The sequence below is a fragment of the Leptolyngbya sp. BL0902 genome (genome assembly GCF_016403105.1).
Classification (GTDB): domain Bacteria; phylum Cyanobacteriota; class Cyanobacteriia; order Phormidesmidales; family Phormidesmidaceae; genus Nodosilinea.
The window spans coordinates 1,808,317-1,831,051 of sequence record NZ_CP046155.1 but is presented as its reverse complement, the minus strand read 5'-3'; the positions used below and the strand labels follow the sequence as shown (position 1 = coordinate 1,831,051).

Genomic DNA, 22,735 nt, shown 5'->3' with positions numbered 1-22,735 from the left:
CTCCAACTCCCTATCATGCCACAGCCCCCCTCGCAGATAGTTCAATTCCCCCAGCCGGAGCCCAGGGCCAGGGCAACCTCGCCTGATTTCCCACGTTCTCAGCCGTCGGATGCACCGAATGTCCCGGTTCAAGACACCCCAGCATCACCCGATGCGATCCCTCCGACGGCGATCCCTCCAGCTTCGATGACGCCCATCTATCCACCACCGCTTCAGCCCGGAGATCGCCTAGCCGTGATGGCCCCCAGCGGTGCCCTGCGTGAGTTGGACTCCTTTAAACAAGGGCTAGACCTGTGGCGCAGTTGGGGCTTTGAAATTGACGTCCCTGCCGCCGTGGGCCAGAAGTGGGGCTATTTGGCCGGACGGGATGACGAGCGTCGCCAAGCCTGGATGGAGGTGCTCACCAATCCCGACTACAAGGCCATCCTCTGCGCTAGGGGTGGCTATGGCGGGGCCAGGGTGTTGGAACAATGGCAGTGGCCCAATCCATTGCCGCCGAAGTGGCTCGTGGGTTTTTCGGATATCACCAGCCTGCTGTGGGGGTTGGCACAACAGGGCATCGTCGGTATCCACGGGCCGCTGATGACCACCCTGGCCGCAGAGCCTGACTGGTCGCAGCAGCGCCTAAAGGACTTGCTCATGGGGCAACCCATCCCTTCCATTCGGGGGCTGGGCTGGGGCGGCGGTCGGGTGACGGGGCCACTCCTTCCGGCGAATTTAACCGTGGCCACCCACCTGCTGGGCACCCCCCACGAACCCAACCTAGACGGGGTGATTTTGGCCCTAGAAGATGTCACCGAAGCCCCCTACCGCATCGACCGCATGCTCACCCACTGGCGCATGATGGGCAAATTTCAGGGCGTGAAAGGCATTGCCCTAGGCCGCTTCAGCCGTTGCGAACCGCCCGAAAACGTCCCCAGCTTTACGGTAGAGGAGGTGCTGCGGGATCGCCTGGGGGATCTGGGGATTCCCATTGTTGCCGGATTGCCCTTTGGCCACGATGGCGACAACGCTGCCCTGCCCGTAGGGGCCATGGCCCACCTCAACGGCGATCAGGGTACCCTCGCCATCCTGTAGCCTGCGGATCGAGTGAGCCTGCTCTGGGGGGCAGAACTGCGGGTAACAAGTCGATCACACCCCATAGCGTTCTCCCCTTCCTAAAATTTTGTGGCCATAATAAAAACGTCCCTCTTGCGGTAAAGCCATGTTTTTTCCTCCCTTCTGTATGCCCCCCAGCACCGAGTCTCGACGACAGTACCAGCGCTACAAACTAGAGATGATGAAAGCCTTCCGCGATTCCCTCGAAACCCGGCTGGCGGCAGTGAATGCGGCCATCAGCACCGTAGAGCAGCAGATCAGCCAGGAAGGCGAGTAGCCACTTTGCCTGAGTGGGGCCTGTTGATTTTGCCCTTGGCCTAGCAAAATACACTTTTTTCGGGCACAGTCCCCTAGGATATGACCAATACAATGGCCAACCCGTGGCCGCTCCTAGGTATGACCGTGCCCCCCATGCTTGACTTCATTTCTGCTGCCCCTGCCTCTGCAACTGCATCGGATTCCTCCGCCTTTGCCTCCCATTTGCTCCAGCCGATTGGGGTGAAGGCGGTCTATGGCTTGGCCCTGCGGGGAGAAGATTTGCTAGCGGTCGATCCCTTTCGGGGCTATTTGCTCAAGATTGACCCCAAGACGGGGGATGCCGCTATCCTCAACCCGCGCCACGCCGCCGAGTTTGACCAGGCCACCGGAATTGCCCACTGGGAAGGGCGAGTGTGGATCGCCAAGGGCCACAGCATCTACGTCACCGCCCTCGATGCCATTAACCTCACCCCCGTCCTCACCTTGCCCTACACCGCCGATGGCGTGGCGGTGTGGGAAAACACCCTCTACGTGAGCTGCAAAAAGGCGGGCTACATCTACGTCTACAACCGCGATTCGGGCCAGCGCATCACCCAGTTCCCGGCACCGGGCATTGGGGTACAAAATATCTCGGTCTGGGGCGATTACCTCTGGGCCTGCGACCAAACCGAGCAGACCGTCTACTGCCTCGACCGCGCCACCGGGGAACTGGTGGTCAAAATGCTTACCCCCTTCCCCACACCCACGGGGATTGCCGTACCGCCCCACACCCAGCCGGAGCAGGGCACCCTCTGGGTTTCCTACACCAACGAAGAACCCTACGTGCGCGACGACCCCAACAGCGAACTCCCCTTTGAACTCACCTTTCGGGATACCACCCTGATCCACCCCCTCACCTACCGCTGGGACAAGGCCAAAAACTACTGCCGCACCAACGGCTTTTTAGTGGAAATGACCTACGTAGAGGAAATCGACGCCCTAGAAGACGCCGCTGCCCTGCAAAACGTGGAATGGCGCATGGCCTTCCCCACCCACACCGACCGTCAAACCCTGCGCACCATCGAGCCCGTGGGCCTGCCCTACGAAGAAGATCTGCAAAACGGCGAACGGGTGGCCAGCTTCAAGTTCCCCACCCTCGACCCCCACGAACGCCACATTTTTGGCTGGAGGGCGTTGGTAGAGGTCTACGGCATCAAGTACCAACTCACCCCCCGCCAAGTAGAAGCCGCCCCGCCCCTGCCCACGGAATTTGGCCCCCGCTACCTCATCGACGATGACGAACTGGCCATGGATAGCCCCCTGATCCAAGCCGCCGCCCGCGACAGCATTGGCCGCGAAACCAACCTCCTGCGCCAGGTGCTCAGCATCCGCAACTACGTCTACGACAAACTCTCCTACGCCGTCACCCCCGCCATCGACACCCCGGACGTGGTGCTCGAACGGGGGCGCGGCTCCTGCGGTGAATACGTGGGCCTGCTGCTGGCGCTGATGCGGCTGAACGGCATCGCCTGTCGCACCGTGGGCCGCTACAAATGCCCCGCCCAGGCCGACAAACCCGGCATTTATCTAGAACCCGACTTCAACCACGTTTGGATTGAGTTCTACATCCCCGGCACGGGCTGGCTACCGATGGAATCCAACCCCGACGACATCCAAGACGGTGGCCCCTACCCCACTCGCTTTTTCATGGGCCTGCCCTGGTGGCACGTGGAAATGGGCAAGGGCATCCCCTTCGAGAAGTTAATCCGTCCTGAAGGCAGCCCCGACACGAAGCTCGGCGATTTGGCCGTCAACCATATGCGGTTTCGCATCCTAGGCGAGCTGCAACCCTAGGATAAAGATCACACCCCATGGTGGCGCTAGCCTTTGCCCTGTTAATTTCGGCGACGGTGGCCCTGATTGTGAACGCCACGGCCTTTTGGGTGAAGCTCGGGTTGCCCGGTTGAGGTCGCCAAGGTCGAGCAGACCCACCCTAGGGGCGACGGTTCTCCCTACCCCCGATAGATGAGAGCCTCATTAACAGTTCGTTACAATAAGACCTATGGACAGGACACAAATCCCAGGATTTCGCCCCCTGTCCTCAGGCTTTAAATGAGAGGTGCCCCATGAACGGCAACTTACGAGTAGGGAATCTATTTGGTATTCCCTTTTATGTGAATGGGTCTTGGTTTTTGGTGCTGCTGCTGGTGACGTGGCAGTACGGCAGCGGACTGGCGGCGGCGTTTCCGGCGTTGGGTGGGGCATTGCCCTGGGTGCTGGGGCTGGGCTCGGCGCTGATGTTGTTTGCCTCGGTGCTGGCCCACGAACTGGGTCATAGCTTTGCCGCAAAACAGCAGGGCATCGGGGTCAACTCAATCACGCTGTTTTTGTTTGGCGGGTTGGCGGCCCTAGAAAAAGAATCCGAGACCCCCAAAGGCGCATTTCAGGTAGCCATCGCTGGCCCCCTAGTGAGCTTTGCCCTGTTTGGCCTGTTCTCGGTGGCGGGTTTGGCGTTGCCCCTCTCTGGCCCAATTGCCGGAATCGTTGGACTTTTGGCCTATATCAACCTGGCACTGGGAGCCTTTAACCTGATTCCTGGTCTGCCGCTGGATGGCGGTAATGTACTGAAGTCGCTGGTGTGGAAGATTACGGGACAGCCCCACAAGGGTTTGGTGTTTGCCAGCCGCGTGGGTCAACTGCTGGGCTGGACGGCGATCATCCTGGGTGGAGCGTCTGTTTTGGGGCTTAGCTCTTTGGGCAGTTTTTGGGCGCTACTGATTGGCCTGTTCCTGCTGCAAAATGCCAACCGTACCGCCCAGTTTGGCGCAGTGCAAGGTCGTCTCACGGGCCTTACTGCCGCCGATGCTGTGGCGCAAGATAGCCCCATTACCGCAGCGAACGTTTCCCTGCGAGAGTTTGCCGAAAACGCCCTTTTGGCTGCGCCTTCGGCCTGGCGTAAGTTCCTAGTGGCCGACGAAACGGGGCTGCTGGTAGGGACGGTACTGGTAGACGCCCTGAAGCAGGTGCCCCGCGACCAGTGGGATACCACCACCGTGTCCGCCATCATGGAACCAGCGGGAGACATTCTGACGGTGGGGGCCGAGCAACCGCTGATGGAGGTGGTGAAGACCCTGGAAACCCGCAATATCAACGCTCTGGCGGTGATTGATAACGATGGATCCCTAGCGGGTCTGCTAGAAAAGCGCTCGATTCAGGCGTTGCTGCAATCGCCCCAGGTGGCTTAGCCACTGCGAACAGATCACGGATACTAAATCCCGATTGTTTGCCCCCGATTTGAAACCGAAGCCTGCTGGGGCTGAACTGGTCGAAGCCTCAACCCGAATAGGGGGTTTCCTAATCGGATTTAGGATTGTCAGTGAACTGAAGCCCTACGGTGTTTCAGGACTTTTTACACCACGGGCAGGGCTCGACTCCGATGCGCCATCGCCCGTCCCACCGAATCATACGCATCCCAAAATCAGGCGGTGCCTGGGCTCTGGGGCAAATCGTCCTTCGCCCTACTTGCCAACGCTGCCTGAATCACGAGCTGATACCGTTTTTTACCCCATCGGTGAGGTCAGTCTCAAGACCTAGGTGATAGGCCACGAAAGCCCATTTATCGGCGGCTTCTTCAATCACTTTGGCGGTGGGTTTTCCGGCTCCGTGACCTGCTTTGGTGTCGATGCGGATGAGTACCGGATCCTCGCCACCCTGGGCGTACTGTAGGGCGGCGGCGAACTTGAAGCTGTGGGCGGGGACGACCCGATCATCGTGGTCGGCAGTGGTGATCAGGGTGGCGGGGTAGGCGGTGCCCGGTTGCAGGTTGTGCAGGGGCGAATAGGCGTAGAGGGCGCGGAATTCTGCTTCATTTTGGGGCGATCCATAGTCTGATTCCCAGGCCCAGCCGATGGTGAACTGGTTAAACCGCAGCATATCCAGCACCCCCACGGCAGGCAGGGCCACGGCGAAGAGGTCGGGCCGTTGGGTCATGCAGGCTCCGACGAGCAAGCCGCCGTTGCTGCCGCCCATGATGCCAAGTTTGGCGGAGGTGGTATAGCCCTGGTCGATCAGCCATTGGGCAGCGGCGATGAAGTCGTCAAACACGTTTTGTTTGTTGAGCTTGATTCCGGCCTGGTGCCAGTCTTCGCCATACTCACCGCCGCCGCGCAGGTTAGGCACCGCATAGACGCCGCCCATCTCCATCCACACCAAATTGCTGACGGAAAAGGCCGGGGTGAGGGACACGTTAAAGCCGCCGTAGCCGTAGAGTAGGGTGGGGTTTTGGCCGTTTAGCTCCAGCCCCCGTTTGTGGGTGATGAACATGGGGATGCGGGTGCCGTCGGCGCTGGGGTAGAACACCTGGCGGGTTTCGTAGGCAGCGGGGTCAAAATCCACCTGGGAAGTGCGGTAGAGGGTGCTTTCCCCGGTAGTCATGTCGTAGCGGTAGATGGTGTTGGGCACCGTGAAGCTGGTGAAGCTGTAGAAGGTTTCGGTGTCTTCGCGTTTGCCGTCAAAGCCGCCCGCCGAGCCAATTCCCGGCAGTTCCACATCCCGCACCCAGGCTCCGTCTAGGGCGTAAATCTGGATTTTGGTGTAGGCGTCCTTGAGGTAATCCACCACAAACTGATGGTTCAGCAGACTCACCCCCTCTAGGGTGTCCTCGCCTTCGGGGATCACCTCCTGCCAGTGGTTGGGGTCGGGCTGGGTGAGGTCGATGGCAATCAGGCGTCCCTTGGGGGCTTGGCAATCGGTGCGGAACCAGAAGCGAGTGCCCTCATTGGCCACGAAGCTGTAGTTGGACTCAAATTCGGAAATCAGTTCGATCACCGGACTGTCGGGATTGGCCAAATCCTTGTAGAACACCAGGTTGTTCGGATCGGTGCCGCGCCACACAGAAATTACCAGGTAGCGCCCGTCTTCGGTGACGCCGCCGCTGAAGCCCCATTCCTTTTGGTCGGGCCGTTCGTAGATCAGCACATCTTCGCTTTGGGGGGTGCCAAGGCGGTGGTAGTAGAGCTTTTGGTAGTAGTTAACGGCCTCGTGGAGATTGGCGGGGTCGGGTTCGTCGTAGCGGCTATAGAAAAATCCCTGGTGGTCGTGGCTCCAGGAGGCTCCAGAGAACTTCACCCACTTCAGCAGGTCGTTGGTGTCCTCCCCGGTGGCAATGTCTCGCACCCGCCATTCCACCCAGTCTGACCCGCTGGCGGAGAGCCCGTAGGCCAGGTACGCCCCATTTTCGCTGACCGCCATGCCGCTGAGGGCTACAATGCCATCTTCGGACAGAGTATTCGGGTCTAACAGCACCCTCGGTTCAGCGTCCAAACTGGGCAGGGTATAAAGGACGCTTTGGTTTTGCAGGCCGTCATTTTTGAAGTAAAAGTACCGTCCACCCCGATTAAACGGTGTACCGTAGCGCTCGTAATTCCATAATTTTGTGAGCCGCTGGTTGAGGGCATCCCGTCCCGGCAGTTGGGCTAAATAGCCAAAGGTGAGCTGATTCTGGGCCTCAATCCAGGCTTGGGTCTCGGCGGATTGTGTGTCCTCTAGCCAGCGGTAGGGATCGGCCACCTCAACGCCGTGGTACACATCCACCTGGGCTTGGCGGGGGCTGGCGGGGTAGGCAAGGGATTGGGCAGGTGCAGGCATCGCAGACATGGGCATTACAGCAAAACCAAGGGCTATCAGTAACCCTAACAGGAAGTGCTGGCGCTGCCCACGGGGATGCCGTTGCGAGGATTGCTGCTGTGGGGGAGATCGGTGAGGAGAGTACGGCTGCTTCACGAACTTTAAAGAAATCTGTGGCATTCTGCAAAATTGGCACAATTATCTGGCCAAAGCTTTGACCGATCCGTCACAATGGGGCCAGGTGGCGGGATACCCGTGGCGGTGGTGGGCCGATAGCATCGCTAACGGGGGCGACAAATCCATTCTGTAGGTTTTCCTCAGAAAAATAGTTCGTTTTTGTCGGTTTTTCGCCAATCTAGCCCACCTGACCTTTTCCCTCCCTTTGCCCAGGTCATCGGAATCGCCATGCTGGTATTGCCCCAAAAGTTGCCCACCGTTTCCCTGCGTGCGCTCCTCCTCGCCCCTCTGGCGGCAGTTGCCCTAGGAGGGGTAAGCCTAGCGCCCGCAACGGCCTCCACCAGTGAAGCCCTTCGTTTGCCGACCCAGTCCCGCAGTGTCGCCGTTGGTTCTGACCTGCAAGAGAGCCCCAAGGCGGTGTTGGATCAGGCTTGGCAGATTGTTAATCGAGAATACGTCGATACCAGCTTCAACCAAACGGACTGGCTAGCCACTCGCCAGCGCCTGCTCAGCCAAGACTACACCTCCCGCGAAGCCGCCTATAGTGCTCTGCGGGCCGCTCTGCGCCAGTTAAACGATCCCTACACTCGGTTTCTCTCGCCCGCCGAATATTCTGACCTCACCGACCAAACTGCCGGGGAGATATCCGGTATTGGGGTGCAGGTGCAGCGCCAGGAGAATCGCGTGGTCATCACCGCCATCACCCCCGGATCTCCCGCCGAACAGGCTGGGTTGATGGTGGGCGATCACGTTGTCATGGTGGATGGCCAAAGCACCGCCAACCTCACGGCGGAAGGGGTAAGTCAACGGCTCCGGGGGGCGGAAAATTCCCAAGTGACCGTGAGTATTGGGCGCAATGGCGGCAATCCTCGCAGCATCATTGTGACCCGCGCCCGGATGGAAATGCCCGCCGTGGAATACGCTAACCGCACCGTGGGCGGGCGATCCATCGGCTATATCCGGCTGATCGAGTTCAACGCCCATGCCGCCCCTCAAATGGAGCGAGCGATTCTGGCCCTCACCGCAGAGGGCGTAGAGGGGTTTGTGCTCGATTTGCGCGGCAATCCCGGCGGCTTGCTGTTGGCCAGCATTGACATTGGCCGTATGTGGCTCCAGCACGGCCCCATTGTTCGCACTGTCTACCGTGATGGCACCACAGAATCTCTCTCCGCTAACCGCACGGCCCTCACCCAACTGCCCCTGACGGTGCTGGTAGATCGCCGTTCTGCGAGTTCTAGCGAAATCCTCACCGGAGCCCTGCAAGACAATCGCCGCGCCGCCGTCGTTGGTACCCCCACCTTCGGCAAGGCCCTGGTGCAAACCTTGCACGGCCTGTCCGATGGTTCGGGCCTCACCGTCACCGTGGCCCACTACTTCACTCCCAACGGCACCGACATCAGCCGTAAGGGCATTACCCCCGATGTGGTAGTGGAACTGAATGACCGTCAGCGCAGCGAGTTATTCAGCAACCCCAATCGCCTAGGCACCGATGCCGATCTCCAGTTTGTGCGTGCTACCGAGGCGCTGGAACAGGCCATCATCGCTCGCCAAGGCACCCAGGGGCCACGGCAACTGGGCCGCATTGAGCCTACGGAGCCGTAGAGTGGGTATGGCCACCCCATCACCAACCTGTTAGCGCCATGATTCTCTCCTCCACTGAGGTTCCTCGCCTAGGCCGCGCCCCAGGGCCAGACCTTGAGGGTGCCTATGCTGCCGTCCGTCAACTCAGCGAAACCCTCTGTCAGCCCCTAGTGATTGAAGACTATGGGGTACAGAGCATGGCCGACGTGAGCCCGCCCAAGTGGCACCTGGCCCACATCACCTGGTTCTTTGAAACCTTTTTGTTACGGCCCTACTTAGCCGATTACGAGGTCTTCCACCCCGGCTATGGCTACCTGTTCAACTCCTACTACGAAGCGGTGGGTAGCCGTCATCCTCGGCCCCAGCGGGGGCTGATTTCCCGACCCACGGTGGCTGAGGTGTACCAATACCGGGCCTACGTGGATGAGGCTATGGATCGCCTGATTCGCCAGCGGGGAGAAGAACCGGACATCGCCGCCCTAATCACCCTCGGCCTACACCACGAACAGCAGCACCAGGAACTCCTGCTGACTGACCTGAAATACAACCTGGCGGTGAACCCCCTCCATCCTGCCTATCGAGAGGACTTGGTGCAGGCTGACCAGACGGCTCCAGCCTTGGATTTTGTGGACTTCGCAGGCGGACTGTATGACATCGGCCATCAAACCTCTGGCCAAACCTTCGACCAGTTTGCCTTTGATAACGAAGGCCCCCGCCATCGGGTTTACCTGAATGACTTTGCCCTGGCCAACCGTCCCGTCACCAATGGCGAATACCTAGAATTTATCGCCGATGGCGGCTACCAAACCGCACAATACTGGCTTTCTGAAGGCTGGGCCACGGTGCAGCGGGACGGCTGGCAAGCGCCCCTCTACTGGCAAAAACAAGGGGCCGACTGGTGGGTGATGACCCTCGGTGGCCTGCGTCCCCTGAATGTCAACGAACCCGTCACCCACATCAGCTACTTCGAGGCCGACGCCTATGCCCAGTGGCGGGGCTACCGTCTACCCACCGAAGCCGAATGGGAAGTGGCCGCTGCCACCGTCCCCACTCAGGGTAATTTGCTGATGAGCGATGCCCTCCACCCCCAGCCCGCCCAGGGCGATGGCCCAATTTACCAACTCTATGGCGACACCTGGGAATGGACGCAAAGCGCCTACCTGCCCTATCCCGGCTTTCGGGTGGCTCCTGGTGCGGTGGGCGAGTACAACGGCAAATTTATGTGCAACCAAATGGTGCTGCGCGGCGGATCCTGCGTCACGCCCCCCGGCCACATTCGGCCCAGCTACCGTAACTTTTTCCCGCCTAGTGCTCGCTGGCAGTTTAGCGGTATTCGTCTAGCGCGTTAGGGCATGGGTATCGACCCGGTTCATCCTGGAGGATGATAGGAGGAGAGACACTGCAACCGCGATGCCTCTACGGCGGCGACTCACATCAACTCCTCAACCAGGCCAGTATCGTTGTTTTGGCCCATGGTTGCCGCCATCTCCCAGCGAATTCTAAGGTTTCCTATGTCTTCCGGTGCGCGTTTTCAGGCCCAGCCTCAGTCTGTCAAACTGTACGATTTCCATCCGCCCATGGAGGATTTCCGTAGTGCCGTATTGCAGGGCTTGGCCCAGCCCCAAAAGGCGCTCTCGGCCAAGTTCCTCTACGACAAACGGGGTTCAGAACTGTTCGATGCCATTTGCCAACTGCCGGAGTACTACCTCACCCGCACCGAGATGGCCATCCTCCGCGCCCACACCGAGGACATTGCCCGCGCCCTCAACCATCGGGTTTTGGTGGAATTGGGCAGCGGCAGCAGCCAAAAAATTCGGATTCTGCTCCAGGCTGCGCCCCAGGTGCATACCTACGTGGGGGTGGATATTTCCCGCCAGCATCTTCAAGAATCCTGCCTCGCCCTGATGCAGGATTTTGACGGCCTCGAAACCATTGCCCTCTGCGCCGACTATACCCAACCCCTACCGCTGGATCAGGTGCCGGAACTGCACCAGCGCCCCACCCTTGGCTTTTTCCCTGGCTCTTCCATCGGCAACCTAGAGCCCGCTGATGCCGTCGCCTTTCTCAAAACCGTGGCGGGGCTGGGGGAGTTGATTGTGGGGGTAGACCTGAAAAAATCCGCCAGCCTTCTAGAACCCGCCTACGACGATGCCCAGGGCATTTCCGCCGCCTTTGCCCTCAACCTGCTCACCCGCATCAACCGAGAACTGGGGGCCAATTTTGACCTCAGCCAGTTCACCTACCAAGCCCACTACAATGAAGCTGCCGGACGCATTGAAATGGCCATTGTGAGCCTAGCAGATCAGGGCGTTGCCATCGGCGACGCTGAAATTTCCTTCACCCAAGGCGAGACGCTGCGCACTGAGTATTCCTACAAGTACACGGTTGAGGAATTTCAGCTTTTGGCGATGGAGGCAGGATTTCAGCCCATCGAAGTCTGGGTTGACCCTGATCAGCACTTCAGCCTCCACCATCTGAAGCACTTTTAGGCTGAAGCACTTTTAGGCTGAAGCACTTTTAGGGCCACCGCATTCCCCGGTGGGATATCCTCTGGCCTGCTAGGATTTCAACTCTGGGCCAGGAACCTCCCTGATCTATTGCCACCCCAGAAGAATTCAACGGTTGCCATGGCCTGAAGGGTTAGGGATATCCTTACAATGAAACAATAGAGAAGATGTTTACCCCTAGGATTCTGCCATGCAAACCCTTGCCCTCACCTCCGAGAATGTTGAACAGGTGCTGGATGAACTGCGCCCCTACCTGTTGGCGGATGGGGGTAATGTGGAACTCGTGGAAATTGATGGCCCGATTGTAAAGCTACGGCTGCAAGGGGCCTGTGGTTCCTGCCCCAGTTCTGCCATGACCCTCCGCATGGGCATCGAGCGCCGCCTGCGGGAGTTCATCCCCGAAATCGCCGAAATTGAGCAGGTCTTCTAAGCCCTAACGGCCCAATCCCTTGGCCCAGTGGGTGAGATGCCCCCCTACCCACCCAGGGGAAACCTGAAATGGGTGGGGTGTTTGCTGTCCTTGCTGCCTTTCTTGTTTCGCCATGTCGCCCTAGTGGTGAGTAGGCGTCCCCAAGTAGGCATCCCCTTAGAAGGGCAGCTTTTTCTTGCTGGCTTTGTCGCGGTCGTAGTCGAGTTCCTTCAGCTTTTTCATGATTCGGCTGAAGTATTCTTGCATATAGTCTTCGAGGGTGGTGGTGTCCTCTAGGTTCATGCCAAAGGCACTGTAGACCTCATCCATGGGGGCGTCTAGGGGCTGCGTTCCAGAGACCACTTCCACAAAGGCGAGGCGGTCAGCAAAGTTCCAGCCCCACTGGAAGAAGTAGGCGACTTTGCGAATTACCCGCAGCAGGTCGAGGGAAATGCGGGATACCCTGGAACTCTGGCCGCACTTGCGCTCACAGAGGCGGATGATTTCGTAGGCCCCCCAGGCCCGAGGCCCAGCCAGGGGGAAGGTACGGTTGACGGTTTCGGGGGTGGTGAGGGCTTTGATGGCAAACTTGGCGATGTCTTGGGTGTCCATGTAGGCGGTGGGGGCCGCTTCGCCCATCACCCAGATGGATTGCTTTTCTAGGATGGGGATGGCGTACTGGCCGATGAGGCCCTGGAGAAAGCCGCAGGGTTGCAGAATGGTGTAGTCTAGCCCGGACTCGGCCAGGAATTTTTCGGTGCAGCGCTTCACGTTCATGAGGGGAACGTGGGGGAATTTCTCAGAATTGAGGATGGAAATGAAGATAAACCGCTTCACTCCAGCGGCCTGGGTAGCTTGAATCAGGTTGACTTTGCCCTGCCAGTCCACGGTTTGCACGGATTCTGAGGGGCGGGCCGTGGCGGCATCAATCACCGCATCAACCCCTGCTAGGGCTGGGGGCAGGGTATCGGGCTGGGTGAGATTGCCCCGCACCAATTCCACGCCCCATTCCCGCAAAAAGCCCGCCCGCTGGGCGCTTCTGACCATACAGCGCACCTCGTGCCCTTCGTCCAACGCACGGCGAACGATTTGCCTGCCTAGGGTGCCAGTCGCGCCAACAACGAGTACTTTCATGGGGGAATGATACAAAAGTTAACTTGTTCTAAGAATATCAGATGGACTCCCCCCCGGCAGGCGGTCGGGAAGAAATCTACTCTTCGCCGCCCTGGATCCGCAGCAACAGGAAGCCTGCCCCCAGCCCCACCAGGGTTAAGGTAAAGATAAGAACAGAGGTGCTAAAAATTTCGCCGCCCATTAGAAAACTCCTTACAACAGCAGATAAAGCGATATATCAAGGCTGCATGGATAGATTTTGACCCTAGCCTCAGCGCAAACTAGGAATGAATCGAAGGCTAAACGCCCTGAGCCACCCTATGAGGGCCTAGAACCTTGGGGTCAAAGCCCATTCCGTAAGCCGCCCCTATTTTAGAACGTTTGGTGACGCCGCCGATGACCACGATTCCTAAACCCATCACGCCTCATGCCTCTGCCGCCACGGCACCCAGCCGCCCCCGGTTAGTGATTCCCCTGGGTGATCCTGCTGGCATTGGCCCAGAGGTGGTACTGAAAGCCCTGGCCTCTAAGGATTGGTCAGTCCAGGCTGAGATTACGCTCTTGAGCAGCGCGGAGGTTTTGGAGCGCACCCTGGCCCACTTTAGCCACGCGCCTGGGGTAAAACCCTGGCCCCAGAGGGATCAGATCACGCTGGTAGAAGTGCCGTCGTCCCTCGCCGACGGCAAGTTTGACTGGGGACAGGAGAGTGCCGCCACTGGAGCCGCTAGCTTTGCCTACCTGAAAGCCGCCATCGCCGCTACGGTGTCTGGGCAGTTTGAGGCCATTGTCACTGCCCCCATTGCCAAATCCGCCTGGAAAGCCGCTGGCCACAACTACCCTGGCCAAACGGAGCTGTTGGCGGAGGGGGCCGGAGTGCAGGACTTCGCCATGGCCTTTGTGGCCCGATCTCCCCACACAGGCTGGCCCCTGCGGACGATGCTGGCGACGACCCACATTCCCCTTCAGCGGGTGCCCCAGGTGCTCAATCCGGCCCTGATGTCCCAAAAGCTGGACTTACTCATCCGCAGCCTGCGCCAAGACTTTGGCATTGCTCAACCCAGGATTGCCATCGCTGGACTCAACCCCCACAGCGGCGAAGGGGGCCAACTGGGCCGCGAAGAACAGGACTGGCTGATTCCCTGGCTGGAGGCCCAGTGCCAGCGTTATCCCCAGGCGCAACTGGATGGCCCCACCCCGCCGGATACCCTGTGGGTGCGCCCAGGTCAAGCCTGGTTTGGCACCGAGTCCCAGGCGATGCCCTTAGCCCACGATGCCTACCTGGCCCTGTACCACGATCAGGGCTTGATTCCGGTCAAACTGATGGCCTTTGACCGCGCGGTGAATACGACCCTAGGGCTACCCTTCATTCGGACATCCCCCGACCACGGTACCGCCTTTGACATTGCAGGGAAGGGGATCGCCGACCCCAGCAGCATGATCGCCGCCATCGACCTAGCCATTGAACTGGCCCAGGTACGCTTAGGTCAGTCGTCGCTCTAGGGTGGTTAGCTCCCTAGGGTGCTGGAGCAGATGGTGACTTCCGGCTTGGATGAGTTCTTGGCGCGATCCGTAGCCCCACAGTACGCCCACGGGCAAAACCTGGTGACGTAAGGCACCGATGATGTCGTACTGGCGGTCGCCAATCATTACGGTGTCGGCGGCGGCTAGGCGAGACTGGGAGAGGGCGTGGGCAATCAGGTCGCCTTTGTCGGATCGGGTGCCGTCTAGCTCGCTGCCGTAGACGGCTTGAAAGTAGGAGGCAAGGCCAAAATGGGTGACAATTCGTTCGGCAAAGATGCGTGGCTTGGAGGTGACAACAAAGAGGCGGTGACGGGCGGCTAGGGTGTCTAGGATGGTGGGGATACCGTCATAAAGGCGATTCTCGAATAGGCCGACGGCGGCAAACCGTTCGCGATAGGCGGCGATGGCGGCATCCACCAGGGGAGATTCGGGAGGGCATTGCAGCAGTTGGCTGAGCCCTTGGCGCAGGGGTGGCCCAATTAAGGCCGTGAGGGCGTCAGTGTCGGGAATGGGGTGATCAATGACGGTCAAAGCGTGCTGGAGGCAGGCCACAATCCCGGTGTGGGGATCCGTCAGGGTGCCGTCGAGGTCAAACAAAAGATTCATGCTGGCTTGGTGACTGGCTTGGTGACTAGCTCAGTAACTGGCTCAATGACTGGAGCCGCTAATCGTGAATAGAGCCGTCGGGCATAATGGCTCCGGTGAGGATGGTGCCCGTGAGCTTAACCATGGTGCGTCCTCCCACGGCAACCTTGGCCCCGCTGAGGTCGGCCCCGCTGAGGTCGGCCCCGCTGAAGTCGGCCCCAATTAGGTCGGCTTCCCGCAGGTTGGCATGGCTGAGGTCGGCCTGGAGCAGATTGGCGCGAAAGAGCTTGGCTTTACTGAGGTTGGCCCGATTGAGGTTAACTTTGTGCAAAAAGGCGTCGCTGAGGTCGGCCCCGCTGAGGTCGGCCCCGCTGAGGTTGCGGTTGGCAAAGTCTTTTTCCCGCAGGTTGGCCCCCCGCAGGTCTTTGCCGCTGAGGTCAGGGCGCTGGCGATCTCGGTGGGCGCTGCTGGCGGCGTTGCGGGTGTGGGCATTGTAGGTGTTGTAGCCCGGATCGACTGCTGAACCCTGGGGTGGGGCGGTGTTGGGAGTCACTTTGGGGCCAGTGGGGCCCGTCGTATTGGGGTTAACGCCGGAGCGGCCAGAGGCTTGGCTAGGATCCTCTGAACCGCTAGCTTGGCCCGGCGCAGAGGATCCGCTCTGCCCGGACGAGGAACGGCCTACCCCCGCTGCGGCATCGCGCCGTTGGCGATAGGTTTGGTAGGAGCTAGAGGCTGGGGAGGATCCTGGTTGGCCAGTGGCGGCGGACTCCCTGCTGCTGGTGGAGGTACCGTTGGCGGCGGTATCACTGGCGGCGGTGCCATTGGCGGAATTTCCGTTGGTTGAAGGTTTAGCCGTATCGGCCTTAGGTTGGCCATGGGCCGCAGTCCCCTGACCGTTGCTGGCTGCGGTGCCAGAGCCGTAGGGTGGCGGGCCATAGGTATTCTGTTGATAGCGGTAGTAGCGGCTTTGGTAGTTGGGATAGGCTGATTGCCCTGTCCCATTGGCTCCCTGGCTGCTGCCCTGGCCGTTGCTCTGACTGTTGCCTGGGTTGCTGGCCTGGGCCGAATTAGGCTCGTAGGGCCGACGGTAGCCGCTGCCGTAGCCGTAGGGCGGACGGTAGTTGTTGCCATAGTAGCGGCGGTCACTGCCCTCGCTGGAGGACTGGGAGGCTGAATAGTAGCTCGAGGAGGAGGAGGAGCGGCTGGCACTGCTACCATAGCGACTGTTGGCCGAACTGGCACTGCTGCGGCCATTGCGGCTGTGGGTACGCAGCAGATCCCGCGCCTGGTTGAGGGCTTTAATTTTATCCTGGGCTTTTTGGTAGAGACGCTCGTTGTCTTGGGGAATGCGATCTGGATGCCAGACAAACACCAGATCCTTATAAGCCTGGTTAATTTCCTCCAGGGAGGCACCAGGCTCTAGCTCTAGCATTCGGTAGGCGTTATCCAGCTCTCGCATAGGGAGGTGTGCTCACACCGCAGGGTAAAATTTTCGATTCCTAACATTTTAGGCGGGTTCCCCCTCCCGCGTAAGGGCTTGGCCTGGATCTACTGCTTAGCTTAAGGTCAATCTCCCCAAACCGACTGATTCTTAAAGCAAACTTCGGGGATCGCCACGGCTTAATATAGGGACACATACCCAGTTCTTCCGAGAAGTGACTTGGGCTTAGGGACTCGAATGAATCCATGCGCAAGCAGGCACCTGGCCCGCTGTAGAGACAGCCAAGGGGGCTGATTTACCGCCATGGTTCTGTTCCCCTGAGCCTTTTCGCCAGATCGGTTTGGGCTGGAATTAGCGTAATTCTGCGGTTGGGAGGTAAGGATGCGGATTTTAGTGATGGGCGGCACCCGGTTTATTGGGGTGTATCTGACCAAGCTATTGGTGGCTCAAGGGCACGAGGTAGTGCTGTTTAACCGGGGCAAAAAGCCTGCCCCCATAGAGGGATTGAAAACCATCGTCGGCGACCGCACCGATGCGGATACCTTGAAAAGTAAGCTGGCGGGAGAATCCTTCGACGCCATCTTTGACAACAACGGGCGCGAACTTTCAGACACTCAGCCTTTGGTAGAACTGTTTGGTGATAAGGTGAAGCACTTCGTCTACGTCAGTTCTGCCGGGGTATACCTCAAGGCCGACCAAATGCCCCACATCGAAGGGGATGCTGTCGATCCCAAGAGCCGCCACAAGGGCAAGTTTGAAACCGAAGCCTACCTCCAGGCCCAGGGGGTGCCCTTCACCTCCGTGCGTCCGGTATATATCTATGGCCCCCAAAACTATAATCCCCTCGAAGCCTGGTTCTTCGACCGGATCGTGCGGGGGCGGCCTGTCCCCATCCCCGGCAATGGCATGCACCTCACCCAGTTGGGCCATGTGCAAGACCTAGCCGAAGCTATGGCCGCTGTGCTGGGCAACGACACCGCCATTGGTCAGATCTACAACATCTCCGGCGAAAAGGCTGTCACCTTTGATGGCCTCGCCCGCGCCTGTGCCCAAGCCGCCGGGAAAGATCCCGCCGATCTCGACATCGTCCACTACGACCCCAAAGCCTTCGACTTCGGCAAGGCCAAAGCCTTCCCCATGCGGGTGCAGCACTTCTTCACCGCCATCGACAAAGCCCAAGCCGAACTGGGCTGGGCTCCGAAGTTTGACCTGGTAACTGGGCTGAAGGATTCCTTCCAGCACGACTACCTGGCCACAGGAAAAGCCAAAACCGAGGTGAATTTCAGCTTGGACGACCAAATTCTCGGCTAGGTCACGCGCAGGGTGAGCTATGCCCGCCCTGCGCGTGACGCCCGCTGCCAAGGGGTCTAGATGCCAGCACCGTCAAAGAATTCATCGATAGTGCGATCCTGGATGCGGCAGAGGGTGCGGTCGCCCCGGCCAGTGGCTACAACGGTGGCCAGTTCATGTTCTAGGGTGGGGGCGGCAGCGGTTTGGTTCATCGCCTGCACCTCTCGCTCTAGGGCTTCAATCCGGTCTACGAGGGCGCGAATAACCTGGGCTTCCGAGTCCGGCAGTCGTCCGTGATCTAGGGGTTCTACCCGTTCTCCAGAGCGATAGACCACCCGACCGGGCACCCCGACCACGGTGCAATCGGAGGGCACCTCACGGAGCACCACGGATCCAGCGCCGATGCGGACATTGTTGCCGATTTGAATGTTGCCCAATACTTTGGCTCCAGCCCCAACAACGACGTTCTCGCCTAGGGTGGGGTGACGCTTGCCGCTTTCTTTGCCAGTGCCGCCCAAGGTCACGCCTTGGTAAATTAGGGCATAGTCGCCCACGATGGCGGTTTCGCCAATCACAACGCCCATGCCGTGGTCGATGAACACCCCTCGACCAATGGTGGCCCCAGGGTGAATTTCAATACCTGTGAGAAAGCGGGCCAAGTGGGACAGCAGCCGAGGCATCACTGGAATGCCCAGGTTCCATAGCCAGTGGCTAAACCGATGCATGGCCAGGGCATGGAACCCTGGGTAGGAAGTCACTACCTCTAACCAGTTGCGGGCAGCGGGGTCGCGATCAAAAACGACACGGAAATCTGCAACCAGAGTTTTAAGCACAGGCTTTCAGGAAAATCAGCAAGGGCACTACTATCCTAGCGTGGGATTGGTGATCCCTAACAGGGCTAGGGGCCAACGGTGAGGGAGTAGTTGATGCGTTGCCCTTGGTCATGGGATCCGACCCAAATGCGGTAGGTGCCTGCAGGCAGGTTTTGGGCCTGGATGCGGTCGTCTAAGTTGCGCCGACCGCTATCTTCGCCGCAACGGATGAGGCTATCGGTGGGGCCTTGCAGCAGCAGGGTCGTGTCGCTGCCGCCGCTGTTCACCTGGAGGGTGATTTGGGCCATAGGATCTTGCAGGGTAAGGATGTGGCTGGGGCTGGCATCGGCAAACCCCACGCAGATGGTGCCCCGCTGATCGCGCATGGCTAGGTTGCCCACGGAGAAAATTCCGGCGGTGGTGCCGCTGACGGTGGCGGTGGGCTGACCGCTGGATAGGGTGATGGGCGCAAAATTGGCGGTTTGGGCCAGGGCAGCGGCAGAGCCAAGGCCACCCAGGGCCAAGAGGGCCAGGGCTACTACCCCATATCGCTGACGTAGGATCCCCATGGCAATCCACCTTTACTGTAGAGATAGCACTAGCATGATCGACGATCCCCCCCCTTGGGCCTGGGGATGGACAGAAGTTAAACTGGCTGAGGCACGAAAGGCGGTGCCCTCGATGTCGCTGCTTCCTCCGCTCCAAGCCATTCAGCCGCTATCTCCCATGGAAATTGTCTGGTTAATTTTTTGCGCGTCGATAGCGTGGTTCATTTGCACCACGATAGATTTGCTGCCCGGTTTGGGGCAACTGCTGGTGCCCTCACCATGGATGCTGATTGTGGCAGGCTTGGGTCTGGCAACCTGGCTGATGCACGATGATGAGCGCTCCTAAGCCTGCTGGGGTTGCCCTAGAGATCGGTGGTGGTGCCGTAGAGTTCGGGCAGTTCGCGGGCGGGGGGCAAGGATTTGGCATCGCGGGTTTCGATGTAGCCCGTATAGTAGGCTCCGGGCTCAATTTCTAGGGATCCGGCGACGACGTCCCCCTCCAGGCGGGCGGTGCGACTGAGGGTGAGTTTGCCTTCGGCCCAGACCTTCGCCTTGAGAACGCCCTGCACCACGATATTCCTTGCTTTGACCTCTGGCCCTTCTACCAGTCCAGAGGCCGAAATTTCTAGGTCTCCATTCACCTCCACGGTGCCGTGGATGATGCCGTCCACCCGCAGCATACCCTCGGCGTGGAGCACCCCCTCAAACTCGGTTTTTTGGCTCAGGTAGGTGAGCATCGGCGTCGGCTTGCGTTTTAGCATAGATAGCCTTTTCCCTAGATGAAACATGGTACGACATGGGGCAACCTTGCCCAAATGAATAGGCAGAATGATCCACCGCTTTCCCTAGGATTTCGATGGCGCAGTAGACCAGAGACAGTGTAACGCGATCCGCAAATCCTAAGAAACTTGGAAGAAATGGCCCTGTCCCAAAAAAAATGGGGATCAATATAAACAGCAGGAAAAAATATCTGTTTTTTAGCATTTTAGATTTTTCGGCTCAGAATCGGCGTCCGTAAGGAGACGCATCTTCCAGGCTTAGCCCTAGGCCAATTTGGCCATCTATAACAAATCACCATGAGGGATACTCCGATGACTATCGCCAATGTTCGTGCCCAAGAACTTCGCTTTTCCGTCGAAGATACTGTCGGCCTCTTTCGTCAGGCTCCAACGGACTGCCAGCTTGTGACCCTATGGCAAGCCTACGACACCATGGGCCAAGCCTTTGGATCGGTAGCCCCCTTGGCCCTATTTTCCCAAGCGGTGCAGCAGTTGGTGCAGCAGGTGCAGCAGGTGAGTCGGGAGGAGCAGATAGATATTTGTCGGGATATTTTGGGCCATGCCGATACTCGGTTCACCCATGCCTACCAAGCCTTGAATCCAAATATGAAGCTGGCATTTTGGCATCGCTTATTCAACCGGGGGCGCAATTTGCCTTGGGAAGCGGTGGTGCAACGGGCGAATCGTCAGGCGGACACCTATCTGCTACGCTCTCGCCTCAGCGGCATGGGGCTGAATGAACGCATTCATTTCCTCCGACAGGCCATAGCCTAGGCCGGACGCATCATCACCTCCCATAGGGCGGCGGTTTCGGTTCGCTGCTCTGCTTGGGCTTGGGTCTGGCGCTGGGCTGTTGCCCCTGAGTTGAGAGGGCAGCCCTGGCGAACTGCGGCCCTCTGGGCACAGAGCAGACAGGGCGCAGATAAATCCAAGGAAACGAGCAGGGACAGGGTAGGCATGGACGATCCTGAATGGGGATACTCCTAGCCTATTCCTGGCCACAGTTTCCTATGATGACGGGCTGTAGCCAATAATGTGACGGTGCAGGCCATCATTAGTGATCGCGTTCACCCTTGGGTGTGAGATGGGTGGTTCCCCATCGCGGGTCGATCCAAGGCACTATCTGCGCTATCCGGGATTTTTCCCAAAAACAATCGGCCTAAGCCAAATAGCCTAGGCCGTTGATGTGAGCTAGACGCCGGAGCATAGCACCGCAGGACGGTGGGCAGCTATGTTCCAGCTTAGATCCTAGACGGCAGCGAGTTCGGGGGTGGGGCGCTTGCTGTGGCGGATGCCTTCGATGGCGGTGGCATAGTCGGGGGCGTTGAACACCGCCGACCCAGCCACAATGGCGTTGGCTCCGGCTTCTAGCACCTGCCAGGTGTTGTTCACCTTCAGGCCGCCATCCACTTCAATCCAGGGATCCAGGCCGCGCTCATCGCACATTTCCCGCAGGGCGCGGATTTTGGGCACCATGGTGGGAATGAAACTCTGGCCACCGAAGCCGGGGTTCACGCTCATGATCAAAATCAGGTCGCACAGATCAAGCACGTGCTCGATCAGGGACAGCGGAGAGGAGGGGTTGAGCACGACACCCGCCTGCTTGCCCAGTTCCCGGATTTGGCCCAGGGTGCGGTGCAGGTGGGGAGAGGCGTTGTGCTCGGCGTGGACGCTGATGATGTCGGCCCCAGCCTTGGCGAAATCCGCCACGTACTTTTCGGGCTCCACAATCATCAGGTGAACGTCCAGGGGCTTTTGGGTGTAGGGCCGGATGGCATCCACAATCAGGGGGCCAATGGTGATGTTGGGCACAAACCGACCATCCATCACGTCCACATGAATCCAGTCGGCCCCGGCTTCATCAACGGCCTTGATTTCTTCGCCTAGGCGGCTAAAGTCTGCCGACAGGATGGAAGGGGAAATAACGACGGACTTTTGGCTCTGTGGCATGGTGGATGTTCTCCTTGGTGCGCAATGGCATTCGTAACCATCGTAACAAAGGCTTAAGCGCTCTTCTCATAAAAGTTCTGAATTTCTGACCAGCCTTTCTTCATCTCGGTCGGGGCGTGGTCTTCCGTCACCTAGAGAACCCAGTTTGTTGAAGAAGCCGGAACACCCAGGTAGCCCCTTAGCGGTACTTTTGCAGCAGCAAACTGAGTTTATCGAGGGCGGCTTGGGGGGCTTTGTCTAGGGGGGTAATGATGGCGTATTTGAGGGCGGAGTGGGCCTCGGATTCAGGGGGATGGGCGGCGATGCGGCTGACGACCTCGCGGATGACCCGCTGGGCGTTGGTGGCGTTCTTTTGCAGATTGCCGATCACCATTTCCACGGTAACGCTGTCGTGGTCGGGGTGCCAGCAGTCGTAGTCGGTGACGAGGGCCAAGGTGGCGTAGGCGATTTCGGCTTCGCGGGCGAGCTTGGCTTCGGGCAGGTTGGTCATGCCGATCACCGTTGCCCCCCAACTGCGGTAGAGGTTCGACTCAGCTTTAGTGGAAAAGGCGGGGCCTTCCATGCAAATGTAGGTGCCGCCCCGGTGTAGGGTGACGTCAGGTAGGTCTAAGCTTTCCACCGCATCCCCCACGATTTGGGCAAGCTGGGGACAGACTGGGTCGCCAAAGGCAATGTGGGCCACCAGTCCCTCACCAAAGAAGGTGGAGATGCGGTTACGGGTGCGGTCGATAAACTGATCCGGTACCACCATGTCCAAAGGCTTGGCCGCTTCCTTGAGGGAACCCACCGCCGAGGCGGAAATCAGGTACTCCACCCCCAGGGACTTCATGGCGTAGATGTTGGCGCGGAAGGGCAGTTCCGAGGGCATGAGGGTGTGGCCCCGACCGTGGCGGGCCAGAAAGGCCACACGGGTGCCGTCTAGGGTGCCCAAAATAATGGCATCGGAGGGATCGCCAAAGGGCGTTTCCACTCGCACCTCTTCTCGATCCGTCAGCGCCTCCATTTGGTAGAGTCCACTGCCGCCGATAATGCCAATTCGCGCCTGTGCTGCCATCGTTTTGC

General features: G+C 59.2%; 23 protein-coding genes. 12 read left to right on the top strand and 11 right to left on the bottom strand.

What is annotated here, in order from left to right; genetic code table 11:
- Nucleotides 1-186: 186 nt before the first annotated feature.
- The 4 genes from GFS31_RS08215 to GFS31_RS08200 all read left to right on the top strand — a co-directional run bounded on the left by GFS31_RS08215 (nucleotide 187) and on the right by GFS31_RS08200 (nucleotide 4,580).
- A complete protein-coding gene (locus tag GFS31_RS08215; protein WP_198807695.1) occupies nucleotides 187-1,077 on the top strand; it encodes an LD-carboxypeptidase in 891 nt (296 codons plus the stop codon).
- Between the two features lie 127 nt (nucleotides 1,078-1,204).
- Nucleotides 1,205-1,375 (top strand): hypothetical protein, encoded by a 171-nt coding sequence (locus GFS31_RS08210; protein ID WP_198807694.1) that lies wholly within the window; start codon nucleotides 1,205-1,207, stop codon nucleotides 1,373-1,375.
- Nucleotides 1,376-1,509: 134 nt separating this feature from the next.
- Nucleotides 1,510-3,189 (top strand): transglutaminase-like domain-containing protein, encoded by a 1,680-nt coding sequence (locus GFS31_RS08205; protein ID WP_198807693.1) that lies wholly within the window; start codon nucleotides 1,510-1,512, stop codon nucleotides 3,187-3,189.
- 272 nt (nucleotides 3,190-3,461) lie between these two features.
- The gene (locus GFS31_RS08200; protein ID WP_198807692.1) at nucleotides 3,462-4,580 is read left to right on the top strand and encodes a site-2 protease family protein; all 1,119 of its coding nucleotides are present in this window, start codon (nucleotides 3,462-3,464) and stop codon (nucleotides 4,578-4,580) included.
- Nucleotides 4,581-4,875: 295 nt separating this feature from the next.
- On the opposite strand, the gene GFS31_RS08195 is transcribed toward GFS31_RS08200, so the two are convergent.
- Entirely contained in the window at nucleotides 4,876-6,981 is a 2,106-nt protein-coding gene (locus tag GFS31_RS08195; RefSeq protein ID WP_198807691.1) for a prolyl oligopeptidase family serine peptidase, read from the bottom strand.
- 384 nt (nucleotides 6,982-7,365) lie between these two features.
- On the opposite strand from GFS31_RS08195, the gene GFS31_RS08190 reads away from it, so the two are divergent.
- The 4 genes from GFS31_RS08190 to GFS31_RS08175 all read left to right on the top strand — a co-directional run bounded on the left by GFS31_RS08190 (nucleotide 7,366) and on the right by GFS31_RS08175 (nucleotide 11,655).
- Nucleotides 7,366-8,739, top strand: a complete 1,374-nt coding sequence (locus GFS31_RS08190; RefSeq protein WP_198807690.1) for a S41 family peptidase — start codon at nucleotides 7,366-7,368, stop codon at nucleotides 8,737-8,739.
- Between the two features lie 38 nt (nucleotides 8,740-8,777).
- Nucleotides 8,778-10,067, top strand: a complete 1,290-nt coding sequence (gene egtB / locus GFS31_RS08185) for an ergothioneine biosynthesis protein EgtB (protein WP_198807689.1) — start codon at nucleotides 8,778-8,780, stop codon at nucleotides 10,065-10,067.
- Nucleotides 10,068-10,229: 162 nt separating this feature from the next.
- Nucleotides 10,230-11,207, top strand: coding sequence for an L-histidine N(alpha)-methyltransferase (gene egtD, locus GFS31_RS08180; RefSeq protein ID WP_198807688.1), 978 nt, complete (start codon nucleotides 10,230-10,232; stop codon nucleotides 11,205-11,207).
- Between the two features lie 208 nt (nucleotides 11,208-11,415).
- The gene (locus GFS31_RS08175; RefSeq protein ID WP_198807687.1) at nucleotides 11,416-11,655 is read left to right on the top strand and encodes a NifU family protein; all 240 of its coding nucleotides are present in this window, start codon (nucleotides 11,416-11,418) and stop codon (nucleotides 11,653-11,655) included.
- Between the two features lie 156 nt (nucleotides 11,656-11,811).
- Here GFS31_RS08175 and GFS31_RS08170 read toward each other — a convergent pair whose 3' ends face one another.
- Both GFS31_RS08170 and GFS31_RS08165 read right to left on the bottom strand, forming a co-directional pair.
- Nucleotides 11,812-12,768: an SDR family oxidoreductase gene (locus GFS31_RS08170; protein WP_198807686.1), complete on the bottom strand. Its 957-nt coding sequence runs from the start codon at nucleotides 12,766-12,768 to the stop codon at nucleotides 11,812-11,814.
- Between the two features lie 76 nt (nucleotides 12,769-12,844).
- Nucleotides 12,845-12,949 (bottom strand): PetM family cytochrome b6-f complex subunit 7, encoded by a 105-nt coding sequence (locus GFS31_RS08165; protein ID WP_198807685.1) that lies wholly within the window; start codon nucleotides 12,947-12,949, stop codon nucleotides 12,845-12,847.
- 194 nt (nucleotides 12,950-13,143) lie between these two features.
- Here GFS31_RS08165 and pdxA point away from each other — a divergent pair, with 194 nt between their 5' ends.
- Nucleotides 13,144-14,247: a 4-hydroxythreonine-4-phosphate dehydrogenase PdxA gene (gene pdxA, locus GFS31_RS08160; RefSeq protein ID WP_198807684.1), complete on the top strand. Its 1,104-nt coding sequence runs from the start codon at nucleotides 13,144-13,146 to the stop codon at nucleotides 14,245-14,247.
- Here pdxA and GFS31_RS08155 read toward each other — a convergent pair.
- A complete protein-coding gene (locus GFS31_RS08155) occupies nucleotides 14,227-14,874 on the bottom strand; it encodes an HAD hydrolase-like protein (RefSeq protein WP_198807683.1) in 648 nt (215 codons plus the stop codon). The two genes, pdxA and GFS31_RS08155, sit on opposite strands and share 21 nt — an antisense overlap.
- Before the next feature lie 58 nt (nucleotides 14,875-14,932).
- Nucleotides 14,933-16,312, bottom strand: a complete 1,380-nt coding sequence (locus GFS31_RS21570) for a pentapeptide repeat-containing protein (RefSeq protein ID WP_263974923.1) — start codon at nucleotides 16,310-16,312, stop codon at nucleotides 14,933-14,935.
- Nucleotides 16,313-16,675: 363 nt separating this feature from the next.
- Between GFS31_RS21570 and GFS31_RS08140 the strand changes: the two genes are divergently transcribed.
- Complete coding sequence (locus tag GFS31_RS08140) at nucleotides 16,676-17,605, top strand: NAD-dependent epimerase/dehydratase family protein (RefSeq protein WP_198807682.1); 930 nt, start codon at nucleotides 16,676-16,678, stop codon at nucleotides 17,603-17,605.
- Nucleotides 17,606-17,661: 56 nt separating this feature from the next.
- Here the strand turns inward: GFS31_RS08140 and cysE are convergent, their stop codons facing one another.
- Nucleotides 17,662-18,417, bottom strand: a complete 756-nt coding sequence (gene cysE / locus GFS31_RS08135) for a serine O-acetyltransferase (RefSeq protein ID WP_198807681.1) — start codon at nucleotides 18,415-18,417, stop codon at nucleotides 17,662-17,664.
- Nucleotides 18,418-18,482: 65 nt separating this feature from the next.
- Entirely contained in the window at nucleotides 18,483-18,965 is a 483-nt protein-coding gene (locus GFS31_RS08130; protein ID WP_198807680.1) for a hypothetical protein, read from the bottom strand.
- Between the two features lie 34 nt (nucleotides 18,966-18,999).
- Here GFS31_RS08130 and GFS31_RS08125 point away from each other — a divergent pair, with 34 nt between their 5' ends.
- Nucleotides 19,000-19,290 (top strand): hypothetical protein, encoded by a 291-nt coding sequence (locus tag GFS31_RS08125; RefSeq protein WP_198807679.1) that lies wholly within the window; start codon nucleotides 19,000-19,002, stop codon nucleotides 19,288-19,290.
- A 16-nt stretch (nucleotides 19,291-19,306) separates the two neighbouring features.
- On the opposite strand, the gene GFS31_RS08120 is transcribed toward GFS31_RS08125, so the two are convergent.
- Complete coding sequence (locus GFS31_RS08120) at nucleotides 19,307-19,705, bottom strand: polymer-forming cytoskeletal protein (RefSeq protein ID WP_198807678.1); 399 nt, start codon at nucleotides 19,703-19,705, stop codon at nucleotides 19,307-19,309.
- A 330-nt stretch (nucleotides 19,706-20,035) separates the two neighbouring features.
- On the opposite strand from GFS31_RS08120, the gene GFS31_RS08115 reads away from it, so the two are divergent.
- A complete protein-coding gene (locus tag GFS31_RS08115; protein WP_198807677.1) occupies nucleotides 20,036-20,497 on the top strand; it encodes an orange carotenoid protein N-terminal domain-containing protein in 462 nt (153 codons plus the stop codon).
- Here the strand turns inward: GFS31_RS08115 and GFS31_RS08110 are convergent.
- The 3 genes from GFS31_RS08110 to GFS31_RS08100 all read right to left on the bottom strand — a co-directional run bounded on the left by GFS31_RS08110 (nucleotide 20,494) and on the right by GFS31_RS08100 (nucleotide 22,727).
- The gene (locus GFS31_RS08110) at nucleotides 20,494-20,682 is read right to left on the bottom strand and encodes a hypothetical protein (RefSeq protein ID WP_198807676.1); all 189 of its coding nucleotides are present in this window, start codon (nucleotides 20,680-20,682) and stop codon (nucleotides 20,494-20,496) included. The genes GFS31_RS08115 and GFS31_RS08110 overlap by 4 nt on opposite strands.
- 289 nt (nucleotides 20,683-20,971) lie before the next feature.
- Nucleotides 20,972-21,673 (bottom strand): ribulose-phosphate 3-epimerase, encoded by a 702-nt coding sequence (gene rpe / locus GFS31_RS08105; protein WP_198807675.1) that lies wholly within the window; start codon nucleotides 21,671-21,673, stop codon nucleotides 20,972-20,974.
- A gap of 178 nt (nucleotides 21,674-21,851) precedes the next feature.
- A complete protein-coding gene (locus GFS31_RS08100) occupies nucleotides 21,852-22,727 on the bottom strand; it encodes an S-methyl-5'-thioadenosine phosphorylase (RefSeq protein ID WP_198807674.1) in 876 nt (291 codons plus the stop codon).
- Between the last annotated feature and the right edge of the window lie 8 nt (nucleotides 22,728-22,735).

Coding starts and splice junctions, on each gene's coding strand:
- GFS31_RS08120 (WP_198807678.1), bottom strand. CDS start 19,705: ATGCTAAAACGCAAGCCGACGCCGATGCTCACCTACCTGAGCCAAAAA.
- GFS31_RS08200 (WP_198807692.1), top strand. CDS start 3,462: ATGAACGGCAACTTACGAGTAGGGAATCTATTTGGTATTCCCTTTTAT.
- GFS31_RS21570 (WP_263974923.1), bottom strand. CDS start 16,312: ATGCGAGAGCTGGATAACGCCTACCGAATGCTAGAGCTAGAGCCTGGT.
- egtB (WP_198807689.1), top strand. CDS start 8,778: ATGATTCTCTCCTCCACTGAGGTTCCTCGCCTAGGCCGCGCCCCAGGG.
- GFS31_RS08130 (WP_198807680.1), bottom strand. CDS start 18,965: ATGGGGATCCTACGTCAGCGATATGGGGTAGTAGCCCTGGCCCTCTTG.
- GFS31_RS08205 (WP_198807693.1), top strand. CDS start 1,510: ATGCTTGACTTCATTTCTGCTGCCCCTGCCTCTGCAACTGCATCGGAT.
- GFS31_RS08100 (WP_198807674.1), bottom strand. CDS start 22,727: ATGGCAGCACAGGCGCGAATTGGCATTATCGGCGGCAGTGGACTCTAC.
- GFS31_RS08125 (WP_198807679.1), top strand. CDS start 19,000: ATGATCGACGATCCCCCCCCTTGGGCCTGGGGATGGACAGAAGTTAAA.
- GFS31_RS08155 (WP_198807683.1), bottom strand. CDS start 14,874: ATGAATCTTTTGTTTGACCTCGACGGCACCCTGACGGATCCCCACACC.
- GFS31_RS08140 (WP_198807682.1), top strand. CDS start 16,676: ATGCGGATTTTAGTGATGGGCGGCACCCGGTTTATTGGGGTGTATCTG.
- GFS31_RS08190 (WP_198807690.1), top strand. CDS start 7,366: ATGCTGGTATTGCCCCAAAAGTTGCCCACCGTTTCCCTGCGTGCGCTC.
- GFS31_RS08110 (WP_198807676.1), bottom strand. CDS start 20,682: ATGCCTACCCTGTCCCTGCTCGTTTCCTTGGATTTATCTGCGCCCTGT.
- GFS31_RS08215 (WP_198807695.1), top strand. CDS start 187: ATGACGCCCATCTATCCACCACCGCTTCAGCCCGGAGATCGCCTAGCC.
- GFS31_RS08115 (WP_198807677.1), top strand. CDS start 20,036: ATGACTATCGCCAATGTTCGTGCCCAAGAACTTCGCTTTTCCGTCGAA.
- egtD (WP_198807688.1), top strand. CDS start 10,230: ATGTCTTCCGGTGCGCGTTTTCAGGCCCAGCCTCAGTCTGTCAAACTG.
- rpe (WP_198807675.1), bottom strand. CDS start 21,673: ATGCCACAGAGCCAAAAGTCCGTCGTTATTTCCCCTTCCATCCTGTCG.
- pdxA (WP_198807684.1), top strand. CDS start 13,144: ATGACCACGATTCCTAAACCCATCACGCCTCATGCCTCTGCCGCCACG.
- GFS31_RS08175 (WP_198807687.1), top strand. CDS start 11,416: ATGCAAACCCTTGCCCTCACCTCCGAGAATGTTGAACAGGTGCTGGAT.
- GFS31_RS08195 (WP_198807691.1), bottom strand. CDS start 6,981: ATGCCTGCACCTGCCCAATCCCTTGCCTACCCCGCCAGCCCCCGCCAA.
- GFS31_RS08165 (WP_198807685.1), bottom strand. CDS start 12,949: ATGGGCGGCGAAATTTTTAGCACCTCTGTTCTTATCTTTACCTTAACC.
- GFS31_RS08210 (WP_198807694.1), top strand. CDS start 1,205: ATGTTTTTTCCTCCCTTCTGTATGCCCCCCAGCACCGAGTCTCGACGA.
- GFS31_RS08170 (WP_198807686.1), bottom strand. CDS start 12,768: ATGAAAGTACTCGTTGTTGGCGCGACTGGCACCCTAGGCAGGCAAATC.